The 23042-nt window shown below is 68.9% G+C and carries 19 protein-coding genes and 2 pseudogenes; 12 read left to right on the top strand and 9 right to left on the bottom strand.

Going from position 1 to position 23042, the window contains the following annotated elements; genetic code table 11:
- Positions 1–288 precede the first annotated feature (288 nt).
- The 7 genes and pseudogenes from QE377_RS03200 (at position 289) to QE377_RS03230 (ending at position 6864) form a co-directional block, all read left to right on the top strand.
- The gene (locus QE377_RS03200; protein ID WP_307319649.1) at positions 289–612 is read left to right on the top strand and encodes a PTS sugar transporter subunit IIB; all 324 of its coding nucleotides are present in this window, start codon (positions 289–291) and stop codon (positions 610–612) included.
- A 17-nt stretch (positions 613–629) separates the two neighbouring features.
- Positions 630–905, top strand: a complete 276-nt coding sequence (locus QE377_RS03205; protein WP_137416332.1) for an HPr family phosphocarrier protein — start codon at positions 630–632, stop codon at positions 903–905.
- Positions 906–979: 74 nt separating this feature from the next.
- Positions 980–2597: pseudogene (gene ptsP, locus QE377_RS03210) on the top strand (phosphoenolpyruvate--protein phosphotransferase).
- Between the two features lie 35 nt (positions 2598–2632).
- Positions 2633–4321 carry a PTS mannitol transporter subunit IICB gene (locus QE377_RS03215; RefSeq protein WP_307319650.1) on the top strand — a complete coding sequence of 563 codons (1689 nt, stop codon included), beginning with the start codon at positions 2633–2635 and terminating at the stop codon, positions 4319–4321.
- Positions 4322–4435: 114 nt separating this feature from the next.
- Entirely contained in the window at positions 4436–4867 is a 432-nt protein-coding gene (locus QE377_RS03220) for a PTS sugar transporter subunit IIA (protein ID WP_307319651.1), read from the top strand.
- A complete protein-coding gene (locus tag QE377_RS03225; protein WP_307319653.1) occupies positions 4864–6009 on the top strand; it encodes a mannitol-1-phosphate 5-dehydrogenase in 1146 nt (381 codons plus the stop codon). The genes QE377_RS03220 and QE377_RS03225 overlap by 4 nt, the downstream gene beginning before the upstream one ends.
- Before the next feature lie 90 nt (positions 6010–6099).
- On the top strand, positions 6100–6864 hold the full coding sequence (locus tag QE377_RS03230; RefSeq protein ID WP_307319654.1) for an alpha/beta hydrolase: 765 nt from the start codon (positions 6100–6102) through the stop codon (positions 6862–6864).
- 343 nt (positions 6865–7207) lie between these two features.
- Here the strand turns inward: QE377_RS03230 and QE377_RS03235 are convergent, their stop codons facing one another.
- The 9 genes and pseudogenes from QE377_RS03235 to QE377_RS03275 all read right to left on the bottom strand — a co-directional run bounded on the left by QE377_RS03235 (position 7208) and on the right by QE377_RS03275 (position 18000).
- A complete protein-coding gene (locus tag QE377_RS03235) occupies positions 7208–8122 on the bottom strand; it encodes a hypothetical protein (protein WP_307319656.1) in 915 nt (304 codons plus the stop codon).
- A 368-nt stretch (positions 8123–8490) separates the two neighbouring features.
- Positions 8491–9606, bottom strand: coding sequence for an adenosine deaminase (locus QE377_RS03240; RefSeq protein WP_307319657.1), 1116 nt, complete (start codon positions 9604–9606; stop codon positions 8491–8493).
- 30 nt (positions 9607–9636) lie between these two features.
- Positions 9637–10929 (bottom strand): thymidine phosphorylase, encoded by a 1293-nt coding sequence (locus QE377_RS03245; RefSeq protein ID WP_307319658.1) that lies wholly within the window; start codon positions 10927–10929, stop codon positions 9637–9639.
- Positions 10926–11327, bottom strand: a complete 402-nt coding sequence (locus QE377_RS03250; protein WP_137416324.1) for a cytidine deaminase — start codon at positions 11325–11327, stop codon at positions 10926–10928. Before QE377_RS03250 ends, QE377_RS03245 begins: the two co-directional genes overlap by 4 nt.
- Positions 11328–11357: 30 nt before the next feature.
- A complete protein-coding gene (locus tag QE377_RS03255) occupies positions 11358–12662 on the bottom strand; it encodes an ABC transporter permease (protein ID WP_307319661.1) in 1305 nt (434 codons plus the stop codon).
- Complete coding sequence (locus QE377_RS03260) at positions 12659–13972, bottom strand: ABC transporter permease (RefSeq protein ID WP_307319662.1); 1314 nt, start codon at positions 13970–13972, stop codon at positions 12659–12661. Before QE377_RS03260 ends, QE377_RS03255 begins: the two co-directional genes overlap by 4 nt.
- Positions 13969–15484: pseudogene (locus QE377_RS03265) on the bottom strand (ABC transporter ATP-binding protein). Before QE377_RS03265 ends, QE377_RS03260 begins: the two are co-directional and overlap by 4 nt.
- 103 nt (positions 15485–15587) lie before the next feature.
- Positions 15588–16712 carry a BMP family protein gene (locus tag QE377_RS03270; RefSeq protein WP_373459510.1) on the bottom strand — a complete coding sequence of 375 codons (1125 nt, stop codon included), beginning with the start codon at positions 16710–16712 and terminating at the stop codon, positions 15588–15590.
- A 172-nt stretch (positions 16713–16884) separates the two neighbouring features.
- A complete protein-coding gene (locus QE377_RS03275) occupies positions 16885–18000 on the bottom strand; it encodes a mannose-1-phosphate guanylyltransferase (RefSeq protein WP_307319664.1) in 1116 nt (371 codons plus the stop codon).
- Positions 18001–18229: 229 nt separating this feature from the next.
- Between QE377_RS03275 and sdhC the strand changes: the two genes are divergently transcribed.
- The 5 genes from sdhC to QE377_RS03300 are packed head-to-tail and all read left to right on the top strand — an operon-like array spanning position 18230 to position 23041.
- On the top strand, positions 18230–18664 hold the full coding sequence (gene sdhC / locus QE377_RS03280; protein WP_137416319.1) for a succinate dehydrogenase, cytochrome b556 subunit: 435 nt from the start codon (positions 18230–18232) through the stop codon (positions 18662–18664).
- A complete protein-coding gene (locus QE377_RS03285; protein WP_307319665.1) occupies positions 18664–19107 on the top strand; it encodes a succinate dehydrogenase hydrophobic membrane anchor subunit in 444 nt (147 codons plus the stop codon). Before sdhC ends, QE377_RS03285 begins: the two co-directional genes overlap by 1 nt.
- 46 nt (positions 19108–19153) lie before the next feature.
- Complete coding sequence (gene sdhA / locus QE377_RS03290; protein ID WP_307319666.1) at positions 19154–20983, top strand: succinate dehydrogenase flavoprotein subunit; 1830 nt, start codon at positions 19154–19156, stop codon at positions 20981–20983.
- Positions 20984–20985: 2 nt separating this feature from the next.
- Entirely contained in the window at positions 20986–21765 is a 780-nt protein-coding gene (locus tag QE377_RS03295) for a succinate dehydrogenase iron-sulfur subunit (RefSeq protein ID WP_307319667.1), read from the top strand.
- 43 nt (positions 21766–21808) lie between these two features.
- Positions 21809–23041, top strand: coding sequence for a YihY/virulence factor BrkB family protein (locus QE377_RS03300; RefSeq protein WP_307319669.1), 1233 nt, complete (start codon positions 21809–21811; stop codon positions 23039–23041).
- Position 23042 lies beyond the last annotated feature (1 nt).

Raw genomic sequence — 23042 nt, forward strand, 5'->3', positions numbered from 1 at the left:
CAACGCGGTGACATAGCTGCGGATGCTGCGCGGCGTCACCCCGAGCAGGTCGGCGAGCGTGCCTGCGGTGATCCAATCGCGCTCGCGGACCAGGATGCCCAGCACCCTGTCCTGTCGCGCTCGCGTCACGTCACCCTCCGAGATCCCGGCTGGCACCGGCACTCCATTCCACCATGCGGGCGGCGGGGCCGGCCCACCCTGCCGCGGCGATTTCCGCTCGGGGCGGAAGAACCTCTGGTTGCCGCGCTCTCGGGAGGTTCACAGGATGGAGAGGAAGGAGGCGGGTCGATGAGGATCCTGGTGGTGTGCGGCGCCGGTGCGTCGAGCACATTCGTGGCACAGCGGCTGCAGCGAGCGGCGGTGTCCGCCGGGCTCGATCTCCAGGCCGAAGCCGTAGCGCACGTCGCGTTGGCGGCGCGGATCGGCGAGGCGGAGCTCGTTCTCATCGGACCGCATCTGACCCAGGTGGTCGACGGCATCCGAGAGGATGCGGCGCGCCACGGAGTCTCCGTGATCGTCCTGCCCGAGGACATCTTCACGGACCGAGACGGTCGGCGAACGCTCGACCTGATCACGAACGCGACCGCGTCGCTGCCCGGCCCCACGGCCTGAGAAGGAAAGGCACCCACATGTCCCTCGCAACCCGTACTGTGCGCATCGGCTCGTCGCACGGCCTGCACGCCCGCCCCGCGAAGCTCTTCGCCCAGGCGGCCAAGGATGCGGGAGTCCCGGTCACGATCGCGAAGGACTCGGGCGCGGCGACGAACGCCGCCAGCATCCTCGGCGTCATCTCGCTCGGTCTGGACTACGGCGACTACGTGACCCTGACCGTGGACGGCGGCGACGCCGAGGCCATCCTCGACCGTCTCGCCGACCTGCTGACCACCGACCACGACGCCGCCTGAGGAGAATCACCATGAGCACCACCGTTCCCGGAGTCGGTATCGGACTCGGCGTCGCGCAGGGCCCCGTCGCCCGCATGGCTGCACCGCTTCCCGCCCCCGCCGACGAGCCCTCGACGCTCGATGTCGCCGCCGAGACCGCGCGCGTGCGCGAGGCCGTCGCGGCCGTCGCGCGTGAACTCGAGCAGCGCGGCGCCACCGCGGGCGGCGCCGCACAGGACGTCCTGGAGGCCCAGGCGATGATGGCCGAGGACCCGGCTCTGGAGTCCGAGGTCGACACGCGTCTCGCCGCCGGCGCCACCGCCGAGCGCGCCGTGTACGACGCCTTCGCGAGCTTCCGCGACACCCTCGTCGCCGTCGGCGGCTACCTCGGCGAGCGCGCCGCGGACCTCGACGACGTCGCCCAGCGCGTGATCGCCCGCCTGCGGGGTGTCGCGGCTCCCGGCCTCCCCGAGCCCGGTCATCCCTATGTGCTGGTGGCCACCGACCTCGCACCCGCCGACACCGCGCTGCTTGATCTCGACCAGGTGCTCGCGCTCGTCACGAGCGAAGGCGGTCCCACCTCGCACACCGCGATCCTGGCCCGCGAGAAGGGCATCGTGGCGATCGTGGGCGCTGCCGGCGCCGCAGACCTCGTCGACGATCAGGTCGTCATCGTGGACGCCGCTGCGGGCGTCGTGACCGCGGAACCGTCCGAGGAGGAGCTGCGCCGCGCGCAGAACCGCGCCGATGCGCGCGCCGCAGCCGCGTCCGCACCGATCACGCCCGGCGCCCTCTCCGATGGCACCGCGGTGCCGCTTCTGGCCAACCTCGGCAACCCCGAGGGCGCCGCCGAGGCCGTCGCGCTCGGCGCCGAGGGCGTGGGCCTGTTCCGCACCGAGTTCCTCTTCCTCAGCTCCGCCAACGCGCCCACGGTCGCGCAGCAGAAGGAGTCGTATACGCGCCTGCTCTCGGCGTTCCGCGGCAAGAAGGTCGTCGTCCGCGCACTGGACGCGGGCGCGGACAAGCCGCTCGCGTTCCTCAACGACGCGCACGAGGAGAACCCGGCGCTCGGACTCCGCGGGCCTGCGCGCCCTCCGCGCGAACGAGGACATCCTGCGCGAGCAGCTGACGGCGCTGAGCGAAGCGGACGCTGCGGTCGCCGCATCCGGTGAGCCCGCCGACCTCTGGGTCATGGCGCCGATGGTCGCCACCGTCGAGGAGACGACCTACTTCGTGGAGCTCGCCCGCGAGTTCGGCATCAAGACCGCCGGCGTCATGGTCGAGGTCCCCTCGTCCGCGCTTCTCGCCGACCGGGTGCTGAAGCACGCCGACTTCGCGTCCATCGGCACGAACGACCTGACCCAGTACACGCTCGCCGCCGACCGTCTGCTCGGCTCCGTCGCCGGTTTCCAGGACCCGTGGCACCCCGCGGTCCTGGGGCTCATCGGCACCACGGGTCGGGCGGGACGCGAGCTCGGAAAGCCCGTCGGAATCTGCGGCGAGGCGGCGGCCGATCCGCTGCTGGCCGTGGTTCTGGTCGGCCTCGGCGCGACGAGCCTCTCGATGGCCCCGACCGCCCTGGCCGACGTGCGCGCCACCCTCCTGAAGTACAGCCTCGAGGATGCCCGCCGCATCGCCGAGGCCGCCCTGGCCGCCGACGACGCCGCATCCGCACGCGACGCCGCACGCGCAGCGGCAACCCCCGCCCTGTAACACCCGTCCCACAAAGAGTAGAAAGAGACAGCCTCATGACGACGACGTCAGCTCCCGTCAAGCAGCCGGGAGGAGCACGGATCGCGGTCCAGCGATTCGGCACGTTCCTCTCCGGCATGATCATGCCCAACATCGCGGCCTTCATCGCGTGGGGCTTCATCACGATGCTGTTCATCCCCGCCGGCTTCTTCGGCGCGGACAGCCCCTTCGGCTGGCACTGGTACCCCGTCTCCGAGATCATCGGCGGCGGCGGCGACTCCGCCATCATCGGCTGGAACGGCGCCATGACCGCGCTCGCCCAGGGCGACGGCGGCACCTTCCAGGCCTACGCGGGCCTCGTGGGCGCCATGGTCACCTACCTGCTCCCGCTGCTGATCGCCAACACCGGAGGCCGCATGGTCTACGGCGAGCGCGGCGGCGTGGTGGCCACCATCGCCACGATGGGTGTCATCCTCGGCACCAACATCCCCATGTTCCTCGGCGCGATGATCATGGGCCCGATCGCGGCCTGGATCACCAAGCAGATGGACAAGATCTGGGACGGCAAGATCAAGCCCGGCTTCGAGATGCTGGTCAACAACTTCTCCGCCGGCATCCTGGGCATGATCCTCGCGATCATCGGTTTCTTCGCCTTCGGCCCGGTCTTCCTGGCCATCAGCGACGGCCTCGGCGAAGCGGTGAACTGGCTGGTTTCGCTGAACCTGCTGCCGCTCGTGTCGATCATCGTGGAGCCCGCCAAGGTGCTGTTCCTGAACAACGCGATCAACCACGGCGTCTTCACGCCGCTGGGCATCGAGCAGGCCACCGACGCGGGCAAGTCGATCCTGTTCCTCATCGAGGCGAACCCCGGCCCCGGTATCGGCCTGCTGCTGGCCTTCACGTTCTTCGGTGTCGGCGCCGCGAAGGCGTCCGCCCCGGGTGCGGCGATCATCCAGTTCTTCGGCGGTATCCACGAGATCTACTTCCCGTATGCGCTGAGCAAGCCGATCACCATCCTCGCGCTCATCGCGGGTGGTGCGGCCGGCGTCACCACCAACATGGTGCTCGGCGGAGGTCTTGCCTTCCCGGCGGCTCCGGGCAGCATCATCGCCGTGGGAGCTGCGGCGATCGGCCCGGGCATCGGCAACCTCCTGATCGTGTTCCTCTCGGTGCTCATCGCCGCGGCGGTCACCTTCATCCTGACGGCGATCATCCTCCGCGCCTCGCGCAAGCGGGACCTCGCCGCCGAGGCCGACACCTTCGGCGCCGCGATCGCCCAGACCGAGGCGAACAAGGGCAAGTCCTCCGCCGCGATGGACGCCCTGCGCGCCTCGAGCTCCTCGGATGACGCTGCCGCGCGCGACGCGAACGAGGCACTCGACAAGCTCGAGACCGAGCCGGAGACCGGCGGCCGGGCCGACGGCGGGCTGCTGACCACCACGAAGGTCACCAACATCGTCTTCGCGTGCGACGCCGGAATGGGCTCCTCCGCCATGGGCGCGAGCGTGCTGCGCAACAAGATCAAGAAGGCGGGCGTCGAAGGCGTCACGGTCACCAACAAGGCGATCGCGAACCTGGACGGCAGCGAGGACCTGGTCATCACGCAGAACCAGCTCACCGACCGCGCGCGCAAGCAGACGCCCGGCGCGATGCACGTCTCGGTCGACAACTTCATGAACTCTCCGAAGTACGAAGAGGTCGTGGACCTGGTCGTCGATCAGCAGAAGGATGGTCATCAGGGCTGACCCCACAGGATGCGGGTCGCACACACCGTGCGGCCCGCATCCGTGTCCGGCGGGCACGAGGTGCCCGCAGCGCCGCGAGCAGGCAGCACGCGGCAGGAACGGAAAGGAAGAATCATGGCAGTTCTCGGTATCGGACAGGTCCGCATCCACTCGGGCGGCGCGACCCGCGATGAGGCCATGCGCGAAGCGGCCGGCATCCTGGAGTCCGCCGGCGCCGTCACCGGAAGATACTTCGACGCCATGCAGCAGCGTGAGCAGGCGGTGTCGACCTACATGGGCAACGAGCTCGCGATCCCGCACGGCACCAACGAGACGAAGGACGAGATCCTCGCCTCCGGCCTCTCGGTGGTCCGCTACGACGGCGGCGTCGACTGGGACGGCAACCCCGTCTCGTTCGTGATCGGCATCGCCGGCAAGGGCGACGAGCACCTCGACATCCTGTCGCAGATCGCGTTGCTCTTCTCCGACGAGGACGACGTCGCGCGCCTCAAGGCCGCATCGACGCCCGAGGAGCTCTACGAACTGCTCGCATCGGTGAACGCATGAAGGCCGTCCACTTCGGCGCCGGCAACATCGGACGCGGCTTCGTCGGCCTCCTCCTTCACGAGGGCGGATACGAAGTGGTGTTCTCCGATGTGTCGGCCGGGCTCGTCGATGCGATCAACGCGGTCGACAGCTACACGGTTCACGAGGTCGGCGACGGCGGCACGGACGTCGTGGTCACCGGGTTCCGCGCGCTCAACAGCGCCGAGGACCCGCAGGCGGTCGTCGACGAGATCGCGTCGGCGGATGTGGTCACGACCGCGGTCGGCCCCACGATCCTGAAGTTCGTGGCACCCCTCATCCGGGCCGGGCTCGCCCAGCGGGACGAGACCCTCGCACCCCTGCAGGTCATGGCCTGCGAGAACGCGATCGGCGCGACCGATCAGCTGCGCGCGCACATCGAAGAGCAGGCCGGTGATGACTGGGCGGCGCTGTCCGCGCGTGCCGTGTTCGCCAACACCGCCGTCGACCGCATCGTGCCGGGTCAGCCGGCGGAGGCGGGCGTCGACGTCGTCGTCGAGCCCTTCTACGAGTGGGCGATCGAGCAGGCGCCCTTCGGCGGTGAGTTGCCCCGCATCCCGGGTGCGCATTTCGTGGACGACCTGGCGCCGTACATCGAGCGGAAGCTCTTCACGGTGAACACCGGCCACGCCGCGACCGCCTACTACGGCGCGCGCGCCGGCATCGAGCGGATCTCGGATGCGCTGGCCGAACCGGAGATCGCGGCCGATGTCTCGGCGACACTCGCCGAGACATCGGCCGTGCTCATCGCGAAGCACGAGTTCGCCCCCGATGAGCTCGCTCGCTACCGGGAGACGATCCTCTCCCGCTTCCGCAACCCGGCGCTCCCCGACACCGTATGGCGCGTCGGCCGGCAGCCACTGCGCAAGCTCTCCCGGCACGAGCGCTTCGTCGGCCCCGCCGCGGAGGCGGCTGAGCGCGGCCTCTCCACCGAGGCGCTGGTCGCCACGATGGGCGCCGCACTGTCCTTCTCCTCCGCCGAGGATCCGGAAGCGGTTGAGCTGCAGCGTCTGCTCGGCACGAAGAGCGCCGCCGCGTTCACGACGGAGGTGACGGGGCTCGATCCGCAGCATCCGCTGTTCGCCGCCGTGCGTGACGTCGTCGCGGCGCACCAGTCGGCCTGAGCAGCCTTGCTCGCGAGCCCCGCCTCCGTCGGCCATGACGGGTGTGGGGCTCGCTGCATTCTCACGGTCGGCGCGCTCTAGCCTGGACGGGTGACCGACCCCGCGCCTTCTCGCCCTCGCCGCATCCGACGGATTCTCGCATGGTCGTTCGGCAGCCTGGGCGCACTCGTCGTGGCCGCCGTTCTGGGCGTGCTCGTCTGGGGTCAGGTGGGGGTCATGGCAGCCGAGCCCGAGCCGCTTGCGGCGGTCCGGGCCGACACCGCCGTCACGGTCGACGAACAGGCCGGCGCGATCGTCCTCTCACCCGCATCCGGCTCGTCCGATGTGGGGCTCGTCTTCATCCCGGGCGCCAAGGTCGAACCGATCGCGTATGCGGCCACGCTCTCAGGTCTCGTGGACGACGGCATCACCGTCGTGATCACCCGCCCCTGGTACAACCTCGCCTTCCTCGACCCGCGCCCGCTGGATGCGTTCACCTCCCTCGCGCCCGGTGTCCGGACGTGGATGCTGGGCGGCCACTCGCTCGGCGGAGTCCGCGCCTGCCAGCTCGCGACGGACGCCGACGCGCTCGTTCTCTTCGCCTCCTACTGCGCGAACGACGTGTCGGCGACGGGACTGCCCGTGCTCAGCATCGGCGGCAGCGAGGACGGCCTCTCGACCCCGGCGAAGATCCGGGATGCCGCACACCTCCTTCCGTCCGACGCGGAGTTCGTCGAGATCGACGGCGCGTCCCATGCGTCCTTCGGCGCCTACGGACCGCAGGCGGGAGACGGCACGCCATCGATCGACGAGGCTGAGATGACGGCGCGCCTGACGGAGATCGTGGCCGACTTCGCCACATCCCTCCCTCGCTGACCTCCGAGCGCGGTGGCGGCAGTGCGTCGGGCGGCGCACCCCGCCCCGCCCCGCCGCGCACCCCGTCCCGCGTCCCGTGCTAAGAGTGCGTGAACTCCTGAGACACGCAGGTCATCCCGTCGCCTCCGTGTCTCACTGCTTCACGCTCCGGACCCCGAGTGCGTGAACTCCTGAGACACGCAGGGCACCCCGCCACCTTCGTGTCTCAGCGGTTCACCTGGAACGCCTCGAAGCCGTACACGGTTGAGACACGCAGCGCACCCAACTGCCACCGTGTCTCACTCCTTCACGCTCCGCGCCACGACGATGTGCGTACCTGAGACACGCGCCGCAAACGTCGGGGTCAGAGCGCGGAGCGCGCCCCAGGGTCTTTCCAGCCCCGCGCGATGAGGGCGGCACGCACCTTGGCGACAGCAACCGCCGGATCCGGCGAGAGGTGGTGATCGAGGATGCGGACGAGGTGCCATCCGGCATCCCGAATGGCATCCCATCGATCGGCATCGCGGCGGAATTGGGCAACGCTGAAGGCATGCTGACGCCCGTCGTACTCCACCGCCACGCGGTACGCGGGGAACGACTCATCCAGGCGTGCGATGGCGCGTCCCTGCGCGTCCCGAAGCGGCACGTTGAGCTCGGGCTCGGGTAGTCCCGCGCGCACCAGCACCAGACGCAACAGCGTCTCGCGCGCCGACTCGGAGCCCTCCCGGATGAGCGACAGCGGCTCACCGAGGACGTCGCCCCGCATCCGCAGCGCTTCGGTCGTCAGCGCGTGGATGGTGGTGAGGGGACGGTCACGGCGCACGAGGTGCTCCGCGGCGACGACGAGGTCGTCCGTCATCCAGGTTCGGGATGCCTGCACCCACGCTCTCTCCGGCGCCTCCACAGGGAGCTCGCCGAGCAGGTGAACGTCGGGATCGCGCTGCTGCAGTCGGTGGCCGGACACCCCGCGTGTGCGTGGCGGAGAGGACGGCCGGTGCACCGAGACGTGCACAGCCAGCGCATCTTGCGGCGGCACCGCGGCCCCGTACAGCGCCAGCGCGGTGGAATGGCTGAAGAACTGACCCTCGCGCAGTCGGGGCAGGTACCAGTGGCACAGGCGCATCAGCTCGTCCATCTCCCGATGCGGGTCCGGCGGCTCCGCCCGTATCCCGTGGAACGGGGCGATGAAGCGTTTCCCGCGGAGAACACCGCGCCCGATCCCCGCCTCACGTGCGGATCGATACGAGAAGGCGGATGCCGGGAACGCCGCGTCGGTCATCCCACAGATGCCATCACGGGAAGGCGCCGCGTCTCTGCTCGCTCACTCGCATCGTCGGCGACCCGCCGGTCAGCCGGAGTTGGGGAGGGGGCATCTTGCCGCCGGCCACACGCCGTGTCTCACTCGTTCACGATCGAGAGGCGCTGAAGGTGAATCAGTGAGACACGCAGCACACGCACCCGCACCCGTGTCTCACACGTTCACGCCCAACGCCCCGAAACGGTGAACAATCGAGACACGCGCCGCCGACACCCGCATCCGCGTCTCACACGTTCACGCCCGACGCCCCCAAAACGTGAACCACTGAGACGCGGAGTGGACGAGCGTTCGGCCGACGAGCACCCTACCGGCGGCCTCGGCGCCGAGGCTCAGCGATCGAAGCCGTCGCTGATGAGGTCGATCAGCTCCTCGCGCTCCTCGACCGGCAGGAAGACGCCCGCGGCGGCGTTGATCTGGAACGTCTCGAGGTCGTCGAGGCCGTAGTCGAAGGCCTCGGCGAGAAGCGCCAGCTCGCGCGTGAGCGACGTGCGGCTCTGCGTGCGGTTGTCGACGTTCACGGTCACCGCGAAGCCCAGCTGGTACAGGAGGTCGAAGGGGTGATCCGCCATCTCGTTGCCCCACGCCGCGATCGCGCCGGTCTGCAGGTTGGAGCTCGGCGAGAGCTCGAGCGGGATTTCGCGGTCGCGCACCCAGCGCGCGAGATCGCCGAAGACGACCTCGACGACATCGCCCTCGCGCGAGACGACCTCGAGGTCCTGAGCGATGCGCACGCCGTGGCCGAGACGAAGCGCACGGCCGTCGAGCAGTGCCGACCGGATCGAGTCGAGACCTGCCGCCTCGCCGGCGTGGACGGTGACCGGGAAGAACTGCGCGGCGAGGTAGTCGAAAGCGGCGCGGTGACGCGAGGGCAGGAAACCATCCTCGGGGCCCGCGATGTCGAAGCCGACCGCCCCGCGATCGCGGAAGGCGACGGCGAGCTTGGCGATCTCCAGCGAACGGTCGGTGTGGCGCATCGCGGTGACGAGCTGACCGACGCGGATGTCGTGTCCGGCGTCCGCTGCTGCGTCCTCGCCCTCCTCGATACCCTCCTGCACCGCTTCCACGACCTCTTCGAGGGAGAGCCCGCCGGACAGGTGCTGCTCCGGCGCCCAACGCACCTCGCCGTAGATGACGCCGTCGGCAGCCAGGTCCTCGACGAACTCCCGCGAGATCCGCGTCAGGTTCTCCCGCGTCTGCATCACCGACGTCGTGAGATCGAAGGTCTTCAGGTACTCGACGAGCGAGCCCGAGTCGCTCGACTCGGCGAACCAGTCGGCGAGGTCGTCGCCGTCGCTCTCCGGCACGGGAAGTCCCGCGGCGTCGGCGAGCTCGACGATCGTGTCGGGGCGCACGGCACCGTCGAGGTGGTCGTGCAGGGAGATTTTCGGCAGGCTCCGCAGCGACACTCCGTCGAGGGTGGCGTCGCCGTGCTGGTCGATGGGCATAAGGGGTGCTCCTCGCGGATCGCGGTGGACTCAGGCGGTGATGCGTTCGGCGACGCGGGCGGATGCGGTCGGTGCCGCATCACCGATCTCCCATGCCCCCTCGAGCGCCTCCAGGGCGCGCGGGAAGCGGGCAGCATCCTCCGCCGACAGGGTGAACAGCGGGTGACCAGCCTCCACGCGTTCCCCGAGCTGCGCGTGCAGGTCGATGCCCGCCGCGTGCACGACGGCGTCCTGCGGACGCGCGCGTCCGGCGCCCAGCCGCCACGCGGCGATGCCGAACGGCAGCGCCTCCAGCCGCGTCACGACGCCCGAGCTCGGCGCCAGCACCGTGTGCGCCTCCCGGGCCGCCGGCAGCGCCGCATCCGGGTCGCCGTCCTGCGCCACGATCATGCGGCGCCACACGTCCATGGCTCGCCCGTCTTTGAGCGCCGCTTCGACATCGGCGTCGGGCTGACCGGCCAGCGCCAGCATCTCGCGGGCGAGAGCGACCGTCAGCTCCACGACGTCGGCGGGGCCGCCGCCTGCGAGCACCTCGACGGACTCGCGCACCTCGTTCGCGTTGCCGATCGCCCGACCCAGCGGACTGTTCATGTCGGTGAGCAGTGCGGTCGTCGCGACGCCCGAGTCGTTGCCGAGCGCCACCATCGTGCGCGCCAGCTCTCGAGCCTTGTCGATGTCCTGCATGAAGGCGCCCGACCCGAACTTCACGTCGAGAACGAGGGATGCGGTCCCCTCGGCGATCTTCTTGGACATGATGCTCGACGCGATCAACGGGATGGCTTCGACCGTCCCGGTCACATCGCGCAGCGCGTACAGACGTTTGTCCGCCGGGGCGAGCCCCGAGCCCGCGGCGCAGATCACCGCGCCGACATCGTCCAGCTGAGCGAACATCTCGTCGTTGGACAGAGCAGCCCGCCATCCGGGGATCGACTCGAGCTTGTCGAGCGTGCCGCCCGTGTGGCCGAGGCCGCGTCCGGAGAGCTGGGGCACGGCGACGCCGAAGGCCGCCACCAGCGGTGCCAGCGGAAGGGTGATCTTGTCCCCCACGCCGCCGGTGGAGTGCTTGTCGACCGTGGTCTTCGACAGCGCCGTGAAGCTCATCCGCTCGCCCGAGGCGATCATGGCGTCGGTCATCACGCGGATCTCGTCACGGCTCATGCCGTTCAGCAGCACGGCCATCGCGAACGCCGACATCTGCGCATCGGTCACGTACTCGCGCGTGTACGCATCGATCATCCACCGCAGCGCGGGCTCATCGACGGGGCGGCCGTCGCGCTTGGCGCGGATCACATCGACGGCGTCGAACGGCTCGACCGCGCTCATCGGCGGTACTCCTCGAGATCGCGGGGGCCGAACGCGTCCGGCAGCACCTCGTCGATCGTGCGGATGCCCGACACCGTCTCCAGCAGCATCCCGGGCAGAGCGAACTCGTTCAGCAGCTGGCGGCAGCGCCCGCACGGCATGATGGTCTGTCCGTCGCCGTTCACGCACACGAACGCCACGAGCTGGCCGCCGCCGGTCATGTTCAGCTCCGAGACCAGGCCGCATTCCGCGCACAGCCCGACCCCGTAGGAGGCGTTCTCGACGTTGCACCCCGAGACGATCCGCCCGTCGGTGACGAGGGCGGCGGCTCCCACCTTGTAACGGGAGTAGGGCGCGTAGGCGCGCTGCATGGCCTCGGTCGCGGCGGTGCGCAGCTCGTCCCAGTCGATGTCGGTCACGGTGTCCTCTCGAAGAAGCGGATGCGGGCGTCAGCCCTTGATGTACGGTTTGCCGGCGGCGGCGGGGCCCCGGATCTGCCCGGCGAACCCTGCGACGGCGAGAATCGTCACGACGTAGGGCAGCATGAGCATGAACTCGCTGGGGATCGGCGTCTTGAGCACCGTCAGCAGGTTCTGAAGGTTCGTCGCGAACCCGAACAGCAACGCCGCGAGCGTGGCGCGGATCGGATCCCACCGGCCGAAGATCACGGCGGCGAGGGCGATGAAGCCGAGGCCCGCGGTCATGTCCTTGCCGAACTGCGGCACGGAGACGAGCGTGAAGTACGCGCCGCCGATGCCGGCGATGGCACCCGCGAGAGAGACGTTCCAGAAGCGTGAGGCGTTGACCTTGATGCCCACGGTGTCGGCCGCCTGCGGGTGCTCCCCGACGGCACGCAACCGCAGACCCCAGCGGGTGCGGTACAGACCCCAGGCGACGAGGGCGACCGTGATGAACATCAGGTACACGATGAACGTCTGGTTGAACAGCACCGGTCCGATCACGGGGATCTCGCTGAGGCCGGGGATCTGCAGGCGGGTGAAGCGCTCGGGGCGGTTCAGCTGGTCCTCGTTCGGCGCCAGCAGGGCCCCGTAGAGGAATCCCGTCAGGCCCGTGACGAGCACGTTGAGCACGACACCGACGATCACCTGGTCCACGAGGTACTTGATCGCGAATGCGGCGAGCACGAACGAGACCAGGACGCCGCCGATCATCGCTCCGACGAGCCCGATGAACGGGTTGCCGGTGATGCTCGACAGGAGCGCCGCGGAGAACGCTCCGAGCAGCAGCTGGCCCTCGATGGCGACGTTGACGACACCGACACGCTCGCCGATCACGCCGCCGAGGGCACCGAAGACCAGCGGTACCGACAGTGACACGGCGCCGAAGAGCAGGCTGGGAACGGGCACGAGTCCGTCGGCGCCGGCCCAGACGAGGAACGCGAAGACCCCGAGGACACTGAACGCGATGGTGAGCCAGAGCGGCTGACGACGATACGACCACGCGAGCCAGAAGGCGACGAGGGTCAGTACCACCAGCACGGCCCACACCAGCCACGAGGTCATCGCCGTGGGCACGCCCACATCCGCCAGCGCGAGAGCCTGGGAGGGGTCGCCGAGGCGGAACGAGGACGTACCGTCACGCGGGGAGAGACCGAACAGCGCGGCCAAGAGGGCGACGACCGCGGCCAGCACGACGGGGGCCTTGAAATGGCGTTGCTTGACGACCGCCAGATGGATGGTGCCGTCGCTCTGCTCGAGCTGCGCGGTGGCGTTGTCGTGGATCGGAGCGCTCACGCGGCCACCGCCTTCTTCGCGGCCTTGGCTCGCGCCTTGGCGGCCTTCTCGGCATCGGACTTGGGCAGGAAGAACACCGCGCGCAGCAGCGGCGGCGCCGCGATGAAGAGCACGATGAGCGACTGCACGACGAGAACGATGTCGACCGGGATGCCCTGCGCCTGCATGGAGAAGGACCCCGCCTTGAGCGCACCGAACAGGATGCCCGCGGCGAACGTCCCCCACGCGCGGCTGCGCCCGAGCAGGGCGACCGTGATCGCGTCGAAGCCGATGCCGGCGTCGATCGTGGCGCCGAATCCCGTCGTCACGGTGCCCTGGATCTGGTTCATCGCCGCGAGCCCCGCAAGGCCACCGGCGAACAGCATCGCGTAGATGTAGAGGCGGTCGACGCTCATGCCCGCAGCGCGCGCAGCGTGAGGGTTCTCTCCCACTGCGCGCAGACGCAGGCCCAGGCTGGAGCGCTCGATGAGCCACCACACGAACACGGTCGCGGCGATCACGACGACGAAGCCCCAGTTGAGCTGCGGGAACTGCGGCCCCAGCAGGTCGGGGAACTGCGCCGACTCCGGCGTGGGCTTCGTGATGGGCTGGTTGGTGCCCTCCATCTGGAGCAGCCCCGGTGTGCGCAGCATCCACAGCAGCAGGTAGTACGCCACGTAGTTGAGCATGATCGTGAGGATCACCTCGTGCGCACCCGTGCGCGCCTTCAGCAGACCCACCAGGCCGCCCCACAGAGCACCGCCCACGATGCCGGCGACCAGCGTGATCGGCAGGTGCAGCCACAGCGGCAGGTCGAGGTTGAAGGCGAAGAGCCCGGCGAACATGGCCGCGATGAGCATCTGACCACGGGCACCGATGTTGAACAGTCCCGCGCGGAAGGCGAGCGCGACGCCGAGGCCGGCGGCGATGAGCGGGGTCGCGAAGCCGAGTGCGTTCGTGAGCGGTCGGATCTGCGCGGCGAAGTCCGCACCGCGCGCATTGAAGATCGCTCCGCGGAAAAGCGCCTCATAGCCGTTGTAGACGGCCTGCCAGATGGCCACGAAGGTGTCGCCTGGGCGCGCGAAGAAGTACCCGGATGCGGCCTGCACGTTCTCGTTGGTGACGGCGATCAGGATGCCGCCCACGATCATCGCGAGCACGATCGCGAGCAGCGTCGTCACGGCGCTTCCGCGCATCAGCTCGCGCAGGAAGATGCCGGACCGTGTCGGCGGGATCTCCTCGCCGGTCAGCGGCCCCGTTGCGCGGGGGAGCTCGGCGTCGCCGTCGCTCTTGCGGGCGGCTCCGTCGCTCGTGGGCGTCGAACCGCTCATGCGGCCACCTCCGGGTCGGTTGCGCCGGCCATCATGAGGCCGAGCGTGTCACGGGACGTGTCGCCGGGCACGATGCCGACGATGGTGCCGCGGTACATGACGGCGATGCGGTCGGCGAGGGCGCTGACCTCGTCGAGCTCGGTGGAGACCACGACGATCGGGATACCCGCATCCCTCGTCTCGATGATGCGCTTGTGGATGAACTCGATGGAGCCGACGTCGACGCCGCGGGTGGGCTGTGCGACGACCAGCAGGCGCAGGTCGCGGCTCATCTCGCGCGCGATGACCACCTTCTGCTGGTTTCCACCCGACAACGTGCCCGCGGGAGTCTCCGGGCCGCGGGTGCGGATGTCGTACTCCTGGATGCGGTCGCGCGCGAACGCATCCAGCGCGCGGCGGCGCAGCGTGCCGCCGCGGGCGAAGGCGGGATCGGAGGAACGATCGAGCACGAGGTTCTCGGCGACCGAGAAACCGCCGACCAGGCCGTCTTCCCTTCCGGTCCTCCGGCACGAACCCGACACCCTCGTCGAGGATCGCTCGCACGCTCTTGCCGACCAGTTCGGTGCCATCGAGGCTGATCGAGCCCTCGACGCGCGCCGCGAGGCCGACGATCGCCTCGACGAGCTCGGTCTGGCCGTTGCCCTGCACGCCGGCGACCGCGAGCACTTCGCCGGGGCGCACGTCGAAGTCGACGCCGTCGACGACGATCGCACCGGTGGAGGTGAGAACTCGCAGCCCGCTGACCTTCAGGCCCCCCTCCCCGAGCGTCGGCGGCTCCTTCTGGACGGTGAGCTCGACGGCACGCCCCACCATGAGAGAGGCGAGCTCGGTGTTGGTGGCGGTCGGCGACGCTTCGCCGACGACCTTCCCGAGCCGGATGACGGTGATGCGGTCCGCGACCTCGCGGACCTCACGCAGCTTGTGTGTGATGAAGACGATGGAGGTGCCCTCGTCGCGCAGCTGGCGCATGATCGCCATGAGCTCGTCGGTCTCCTGCGGCGTCAGCACCGCAGTGGGCTCGTCGAAGACGAGGACCTTCGCGTCGCGCGAGAGCGCCTTGATGATCTCCACGCGCTGCTGCACGCCGACGGGAAGATCCCCCACGAGGGCGTCGGGGTCGATCTCGAACCCGAATCGCTGCGCGACCTCGCGCACGTGCGCGCGGGCGGCGTTCAGGTCGAGGCGTCCGAGCGCCTTGGTGCTCTCGTGCCCGAGCATGACGTTCTCGGCGACGGTGAAGACGGGGATGAGCATGAAGTGCTGGTGCACCATGCCGATGCCCGCGGCCATGGCGTCGCCGGGGCCGCGGAAGTTCTGGACGACGTCGTCCAGAAGGATCTCGCCCTCGTCGGCGCGATACAGGCCGTACAGCACGTTCATGAGGGTCGATTTGCCTGCGCCGTTCTCCCCCAGCAACGCATGGATCTCGCCGGGCCTGACCACCAGATCGATGTGGTCGTTGGCGACGAGGCTGCCGAATCTCTTGGTGATCCCGCGGAGCTCGAGCTTCATAGATGCACCCTACCTGGGGAGAAAATGCCTGTCGAAAGGCGTCGGAACGGGACTCGGGGCGAGCGGCTGGAAAGCCGCTCGCCCCGAGGTGGTGCGGTTCAGATCAAGAACCGGCGGGAGAGTTCTTCGAGGTCACCGTGATGGTTCCCGCGATGATGTCGTCCTGGAGCTTGGTCAGCTCGTCGGTCAGGCCCTCCGGCAGCTGCGACTCGAAGTCGTGGAAGCTCGAGAGCTTGACGCCCTCGTTCTTCAGCGTGCCGACGTACGGGGTCGGGTCGAACTCGCCCTTGGACGCGGCGACGGTCGCGTCGTAGACGGCGACGTCGATCGCCTTCATGATCGAGACCAGCGTGATGTCGGCGACGCTGTCGTCGGCGACGGCGAGGTCGCTGTCGACACCGAGCATGAGCGTGTTCTTCCCGCTGTCGGAGATGGCCGCGGCGGCGCTCTTGTAGATCGGGCCGCCCACGGGCAGGATCACGTCGACGCCCTGGTCGAGCACGCCCTGAGCGGTCTGCTTCGCGGTGTCGTTGGCGTCGAAGCCACCCGTGAACGAGCCCTCCTGCGTGTCGACGTTCCAACCGAAGAGCTGGACGTTCGCGCCCTTGTCCTCGTTGTACTTCTCGACGCCCATCGCGTAACCGTCCATGAAGACGGCGACCGAGGGGATCTGCATGCCGCCGAAGGTGCCGACCTTGTTGACGCCGTCCTTCGCGGACCACGCAGCTGCGGCGTAGCCACCGAGGTACGCAGCCTCAGCCGTGTTGAAGACCAGCGGCTTGATGTTGGGCGCGTCGGTCTTGCCGTCGAAGTCCGTGTCGGCGTAGTCGTCGATGATCGCGAAGTCGAGATCCGGGTTCGCGTTGGCGGCCTCGACGGTCGCGGCGGCGAGCTTGTAGCCGACGGCGATCACGAGGGTGCAGCCCTCAGAGATGGCGGTCTGCATGTTCGGCGTGTAGTCGTTGTCGTTGGTCGACTCGAACTCGAGCGGGGTGACGCCGAGCTCCTTGGCCGCCTTGTCCATGCCGTTCTTGGCCGACTCGTTGAACGACTTGTCGTCCCAGCCGCCCGCGTCGGAGACCAGACACGGCTTGAAGCCGTCGACGACGTCGGATGCGGAGCCGCTCGTCGTTTCGGTCGTGGGGGCGGAGCCACAGCCGGCCAGCAGCGCCGCGGTGGCCGCGATCGCCAGGCCGCTGAGCAGCGCCTTGGTCGTCGTCTTCTTCACGAGTCCTCCATCAAGAGACGTGGGAATGCCCCGGCTGTTCCGGGGACGGATGCGGCAACGTTACCTAATGTGACGCGCGCACGACGGGCCGATCGGCAGGCCGCAACGCAATGGTTACAAACGGCCCGTGACGCGGGTCTCGCTCGGGTGCGGCGCGCCGCCGCATCCGCTCTCAGAGCACGTCGCCTCGGCCGGTGAGTTTCAGCGCGTCGACGACCTGCTTGACCCGCTGCGCGTGCTCGGTCGTGGTGACCAGCAGGGCATCGGGGGTGTCGACGACGACGATGTCCTGCACGCCGATGAGGCTGATCACGCGCTGCGTCTGCGTCACCACGATGCCGCTGGACGCGTCGGAGAGGATGCGGGCGTGCTCGCCGAGCACGGCCAGGTCGTTCTTCCTGCCGTTCGAGACGAGCTTGGTGAGGCTCGCGAAGTCGCCCACGTCGTCCCAGTCGAAGTGGCCGGGGATGACGGCGAGCTTGCCCTTGGCGGCCGCGGGCTCGGCGACCGTGTAGTCGATCGCGATCTTCTTCAGGCTCGGCCAGATGCGATCGACGGCGGGGCCGCGGCGTTCGCGATCGTCCCAGGCCTCGGCGAGCTCGATGAGACCCGCGTGCAGCCCGGGCTCGTTCGCCTCGATCTCGGCCAGCAACACATCCGCGCGCGAGATGAACATGCCGGCGTTCCACGAATAGGCGCGGTCGGTGAAGTACTCCCGGGCCGTCGGGAGATCGGGCTTCTCGACGAAGCGCTCGACGAGAGCCGCTTCCGGGGCGCCGTCGATGATGAGTTCGTCGGCCTTCTTGATGTAGCCGAACCCGGTGGAGGGCTCCGACGGCTGGATGCCGATCGTGCAGATGTATCCGGCCCGAGCCACCGCGACCGCCTGGCGCACCGCGAAGTCGAAGACCCGAGAGCCTTGGATCACGTGGTCCGCGGCGAACGAGCCGATCACGACGTCGGGCTCGCGCCGCACCAGGATGGCCGCGGCGAGGCCGATCGCCGCGGTGGAATCGCGTGGCTCGGATTCGAGGAACACGTTCTTGTCGGGGATGCCGGGCAGTTGCTTCTCGACGGCAGCGCGGTGCGCACGCCCGGTGACGACCGCGATCCGGTCGTGGCCGGCCAGCGGCTCCAGACGGTCCCAGGTGTCGCGCAGCAACGTCTGTCCGGAGCCGGTCAGATCGTGCAGGAACTTCGGCGCGTCGGCCCGTGAGAGCGGCCAGAGCCTGCTGCCGATGCCGCCTGCCGGGATGACGGCGTAGAAACCCTCGATCTCATTCCCCATACCGGACACCCTATCCGCCGGTTGTGTCGGGCGAATGTCGCCGCGGCGACGCGGCACCGAGGAGGGCCACGCGCCGATTTATCTCGACGTCGAGATTGTTAGGTTCGCCTTAAGGGCGCCGTCGTGCTGCGGCGAATACACTGTCGGCAGCGCCCGCGTGACGCAGGGGACCAGCAAAAACCCCGAAGGGCAACGCCTGCCCCACCGTGTTCGATCAGGGAGGACGACCGTGGCTGCACCGGCACGCGTCACACCATCGCTCGCTCAGACGACGTCCAAGACGCCGCGCGGAACGTTGTACCGCGGCAACGAGGGCATGTGGTCCTGGGTCCTGCACCGAATCACAGGTGTGTCGATCTTCTTCTTCCTTCTCGTGCACGTGCTCGACACCGCCCTCATCCGCGTCTCCCCCGAGGCGTACGACGCGGTCATCGGCACCTACAAGAACCCCGTGATGGGCATCGGCGAGGTCGTGCTCGTGGCCGCGATCGCCTACCACGCCTACAACGGTCTGCGCATCATCGTCGTCGACTTCTGGTCGAAGGGCGCGCGCTACCAGCGTCAGCTCTGGTGGGTCGTGCTGGGCTTGTGGGCCGTCACGATGCTGGGCTTCGCCCCCCGCCACCTCATGAACGTCTTCGCCGCGACGGGAGGCGGTCACTGATGAGCGCGACGATCGCAGATCCCCGCAGTCCCTTCTCCGCCCCGCGGCGCCGGGGCCCGAACCTCGAGAAGTGGGGCTGGGTGTACATGCGCGCCTCGGGCCTGGTGCTCGTGGTGCTGATCTTCGGACACCTCTTCGTCAACCTCATGACGGGCGACGGGATCCACCAGATCGACTTCGCCTTCGTCGCCGGCAAGCTCTCCTCGCCGTTCTGGCAGTGGTGGGATGTCGCGATGCTCTGGCTCGCCCTCATCCACGGCGGCAACGGCATGCGCACGATCGTCAACGACTACGTCACGCACGCCACCACCCGGCGCGTGCTGGTCTGGGCCATCTGGATCGTGTCGGCCTTCCTGATCCTGCTCGGCACGCTCGTCGTCTTCACCTTCGACCCCTGCCTCGGCGTGACCAGCGACAGCGTGATGTGGGAGGTGTGCCAGTAGGCACGCCGCATCCCACGGATCAGAACAGACAAGAGGAATCCCACCTGTGAGCACTCACTCCACCGCGGACACCGTCGTCAAGGACGGTGTCTACTACCACCAGTTCGACATCGTGATCGTCGGCGCCGGCGGCGCCGGGATGCGTGCGGCGATCGAGGCCGGCCCCGGCGCGAAGACCGCCGTCATCTCCAAGCTCTACCCGACCCGCTCGCACACGGGTGCCGCGCAGGGCGGTATGGCCGCGGCCCTGGCGAACGTCGAAGAGGACTCGTGGGAGTGGCACACCTTCGACACGATCAAGGGCGGCGACTATCTCGTCGACCAGGATGCGGCGGAGATCCTCGCCAAGGAGGCCATCGACGCCGTCATCGACCTCGAGAACATGGGCCTGCCGTTCAACCGCACCCCCGACGGCAAGATCGACCAGCGTCGCTTCGGCGGCCACACCGCGGACCACGGCAAGAGCCCGGTCCGCCGCGCTTGTTACGCCGCCGACCGCACCGGGCACATGATCCTGCAGACGCTGTTCCAGAACTGCGTCAAGCTCGGCATCAACTTCTTCAACGAGTTCTACGTGCTCGATCTCGTCACGGTCGAAGACGGCGGCACCACCAAGGTCGCCGGCGTCGTCGCGTACGAGCTGGCCACCGGCGATCTGCACGTCTTCCAGTCGAAGGCCGTCGTCTTCGCCACCGGCGGCTTCGGCAAGATCTTCAAGACCACCTCCAACGCCCACACCCTCACCGGTGACGGTGTCGGCATCGTCTGGCGCAAGGGACTCCCGCTGGAGGACATGGAGTTCTTCCAGTTCCACCCGACCGGCCTCGCCGGTCTCGGCATCCTGCTGACCGAGGGAGCGCGCGGTGAAGGTGCCATCCTGCGCAACGCCTCCGGCGAGCGTTTCATGGAGCGCTACGCACCGACCATCAAGGACCTCGCCCCACGCGACATCGTCAGCCGCTGCATGGTGCAGGAGGTCGAGGAAGGACGCGGCGCCGGCCCCCACAAGGACTACGTGCTCCTGGACTGCACGCACCTGGGTGCAGAGGTGCTCGAGACCAAGCTCCCCGACATCACCGAGTTCGCCCGCACCTACCTCGGCGTCGACCCGGTCGTCGAGCCCGTGCCGGTCATGCCGACGGCGCACTATGCGATGGGCGGCATCCCGACCAACATCGAGGCCGAGGTCCTGAGCGACAACGACACCGTCGTTCCCGGTCTCTACGCCGCGGGTGAGTGCGCGTGCGTCTCGGTGCACGGCTCCAACCGTCTCGGCACCAACTCCCTGCTCGACATCAACGTGTTCGGCAAGCGTGCCGGGCGCAACGCGGTGACGTACGTGCAGAGCGGCGCGGAGTTCGTGCCGCTGCCCGAGGACCCCGCCCGCGAGGTGCGCGAGATGATCGAGGGTCTGCGCAACAACCCCGGCACGGAGCGCATCGCGGTGCTGCGCAAGACGCTCCAGGACGAGATGGACCGCAAGGCCCAGGTGTTCCGCACCGACCAGTCCCTCGGCGAGGTCATGCTCGTGATCGCCGAGCTGCGCGAGCGCTACAAGAACATCCACGTGGACGACAAGGGCAAGCGGTACAACACCGATCTGCTCGAAGCGGTCGAGCTCGGCTTCCTGCTCGACATCGCCGAGGTCGTCGCCGTCGCCGCGCGCAACCGCAAGGAGAGCCGCGGCGGTCACATGCGTGACGACTACCCGACGCGCGACGACGAGAACTACATGAAGCACACGATGTCCTACCTGTCGGGCGATGCGCACTCCTCCCACCCGGAGGACCACATCCGCCTCGACTGGAAGCCGGTCGTCTTCACCAAGAACGAGGCCGGGGAACTGCGCTACCCGCCGCTGGAGAGGAAGTACTGAGCATGGCCGCCACCGCCATCGCCGAGACCACCACCGAAGCCTCCCAGGTGCAGGAGACCAACGACTCCGGCATCCAGGCGTTCCTGGTCACCTTCATCGTGCGCCGGTTCAACCCGGAGCTGGACGAGGAGCCGCGCTGGGTCGACTACGACGTCGAGGTGTACTCCACCGACCGCGTGCTCGACGCCCTGCACAAGATCAAGTGGGAGGTCGACGGTTCGCTCGCCTTCCGCCGGTCGTGCGCACACGGCATCTGCGGCTCGGATGCCATGCGCATCAACGGTCGCAACCGCCTCGCCTGCAAGACGCTGATCAAGGACCTCGACATCTCGAAGCCGATCTACGTCGAGGCGATCAAGGGCCTGCCGCTGGAGAAGGACCTCATCGTCGACATGGAGCCCTTCTTCGCGTCCTACCGCGAGGTGCAGCCGTTCCTCATCGCGAACTCCACGCCCGAGAAGGGCAAGGAGCGCGTGCAGTCGATCGTCGACCGCGAGCGCTTCGACGACACCACGAAGTGCATCCTCTGCGCCGCGTGCACCTCGTCGTGCCCCGTGTTCTGGACCGACGGCCAATACTTCGGCCCCGCCGCCATCGTGAACGCGCACCGCTTCATCTTCGACTCGCGCGACGACGCGGGCGACGTGCGCCTGGACATCCTCAACGACAAGGAGGGGGTGTGGCGCTGCCGCACCACCTTCAACTGCACCGAGGCGTGCCCCCGCGGCATCCAGGTGACCAAGGCGATCGCCGAGGTCAAGCAGGCGGTCCTTCGCGGCTGACCGGATGCGGGGCCTCACCGCCCGATCTCGCTAGGGTGAGGGCGTGAGGCGAGCTGCGGAGAACGACGCCGACGCGCGATTTGTGCTGCCCCAAGACGAGAGCTCCCTGCGGGAGCGGTGGGACTCGGCGCAGGCGAACCTGCGCGAACGTCTCGATGAGCCGATCGAGAAGGCGACGGAACTCACCCGTCGCACCCTCGCCTGGTTCCCCATCCGGGTCTGGCGGCACTTCCTCCAGCACAACGGCTTCCTGTTGGCGGCGGGCGTCAGCTACCAGTCCCTGTTCGCGATCTTCGCCGGCATCTATCTCGCAGCGGCCGCCGTCGGGCTCTGGCTCGGCGGCGACGACGCAGCCGTGCACCAGCTGATCGACATCGTCAACAGCTACATCCCCGCCCTCATCAGCGAGAACGGGCTCATCAAACCGAGCCAGGTCGAGGCCGTCGCCTCGCAGAGCAGCGGGGGGCTGCTGCCGGTGACCGGGGCCATTGCTCTCGTGGTGGTCATCTGGACGGCCATCGGCTTCATCACCTATACCCGCCGCGCGGTGCGGGACACGTTCGGCCTCCCCTTCGACTCCCGCAGCTACCTCATGCTGAAGGCTCGGGACCTCCTGGCGGCCGCACTGTTCGGCATCGCGCTGCTCGCCGGCTGGGTGCTCGTGCAGATCACCACGTGGGCACTGGACCTGTTGGCCGGCATCCTGCAGTGGCAGCCGGACTCCACGTGGTCGACCATCCTCGCGCGCGCACTCAGCCTGGTAGTCGCGTTCCTGGTCAACGCCGTCGCACTCGCCCTTCTCTTCCGTTTCCTCACCGGTACGTCGCTGCGCTGGCGTCGCATCTGGCCGGGATCGATCCTCGGCGGCGCTGCTCTCGCCCTGCTGCAGGTGGGCGCGGGCCTCCTGCTGCGCTACACGCCGAGCAATCCGCTCATTGCGACCTTCGCCATCTTCATCGGCTTCCTTCTGTGGTTCCGCATCACCGGCATCGTGATCCTCGTGGCGGCGGCATGGATCGCGGTGTCCACCTCCGACCGCGACCTGCCGCTGGTCGAGTTGAGCGACGCCGAGCGCGAAGCACTCGAAGTGCACGCGCTGTCGGTCGCCGCGCAGGTGCGCCTGCGCGAGGCGCGCGAGCGCGCCCGTCACGCGTCGTGGTGGCAACGCCCCGCCGCCCGACGCCGGGTCCAGCGAGCAGCGCAGGAACGGGATGCGGCCGCCGCCGCCGTCGCGGCGCTCACCACGCGGCCGGGGTTGCGGCACCTCCTCGACTGAG

The organism is Microbacterium sp. SORGH_AS_0862 (assembly GCF_030818795.1).
Taxonomy (GTDB): domain Bacteria; phylum Actinomycetota; class Actinomycetes; order Actinomycetales; family Microbacteriaceae; genus Microbacterium.

Coding starts and splice junctions, on each gene's coding strand:
- QE377_RS03200 (WP_307319649.1), top strand. CDS start 289: ATGAGGATCCTGGTGGTGTGCGGCGCCGGTGCGTCGAGCACATTCGTG.
- QE377_RS03205 (WP_137416332.1), top strand. CDS start 630: ATGTCCCTCGCAACCCGTACTGTGCGCATCGGCTCGTCGCACGGCCTG.
- QE377_RS03215 (WP_307319650.1), top strand. CDS start 2,633: ATGACGACGACGTCAGCTCCCGTCAAGCAGCCGGGAGGAGCACGGATC.
- QE377_RS03220 (WP_307319651.1), top strand. CDS start 4,436: ATGGCAGTTCTCGGTATCGGACAGGTCCGCATCCACTCGGGCGGCGCG.
- QE377_RS03225 (WP_307319653.1), top strand. CDS start 4,864: ATGAAGGCCGTCCACTTCGGCGCCGGCAACATCGGACGCGGCTTCGTC.
- QE377_RS03235 (WP_307319656.1), bottom strand. CDS start 8,122: ATGACCGACGCGGCGTTCCCGGCATCCGCCTTCTCGTATCGATCCGCA.
- QE377_RS03240 (WP_307319657.1), bottom strand. CDS start 9,606: ATGCCCATCGACCAGCACGGCGACGCCACCCTCGACGGAGTGTCGCTG.
- QE377_RS03245 (WP_307319658.1), bottom strand. CDS start 10,929: ATGAGCGCGGTCGAGCCGTTCGACGCCGTCGATGTGATCCGCGCCAAG.
- QE377_RS03260 (WP_307319662.1), bottom strand. CDS start 13,972: ATGAGCGGTTCGACGCCCACGAGCGACGGAGCCGCCCGCAAGAGCGAC.
- QE377_RS03275 (WP_307319664.1), bottom strand. CDS start 18,000: ATGGGGAATGAGATCGAGGGTTTCTACGCCGTCATCCCGGCAGGCGGC.
- QE377_RS03285 (WP_307319665.1), top strand. CDS start 18,664: ATGAGCGCGACGATCGCAGATCCCCGCAGTCCCTTCTCCGCCCCGCGG.
- QE377_RS03295 (WP_307319667.1), top strand. CDS start 20,986: ATGGCCGCCACCGCCATCGCCGAGACCACCACCGAAGCCTCCCAGGTG.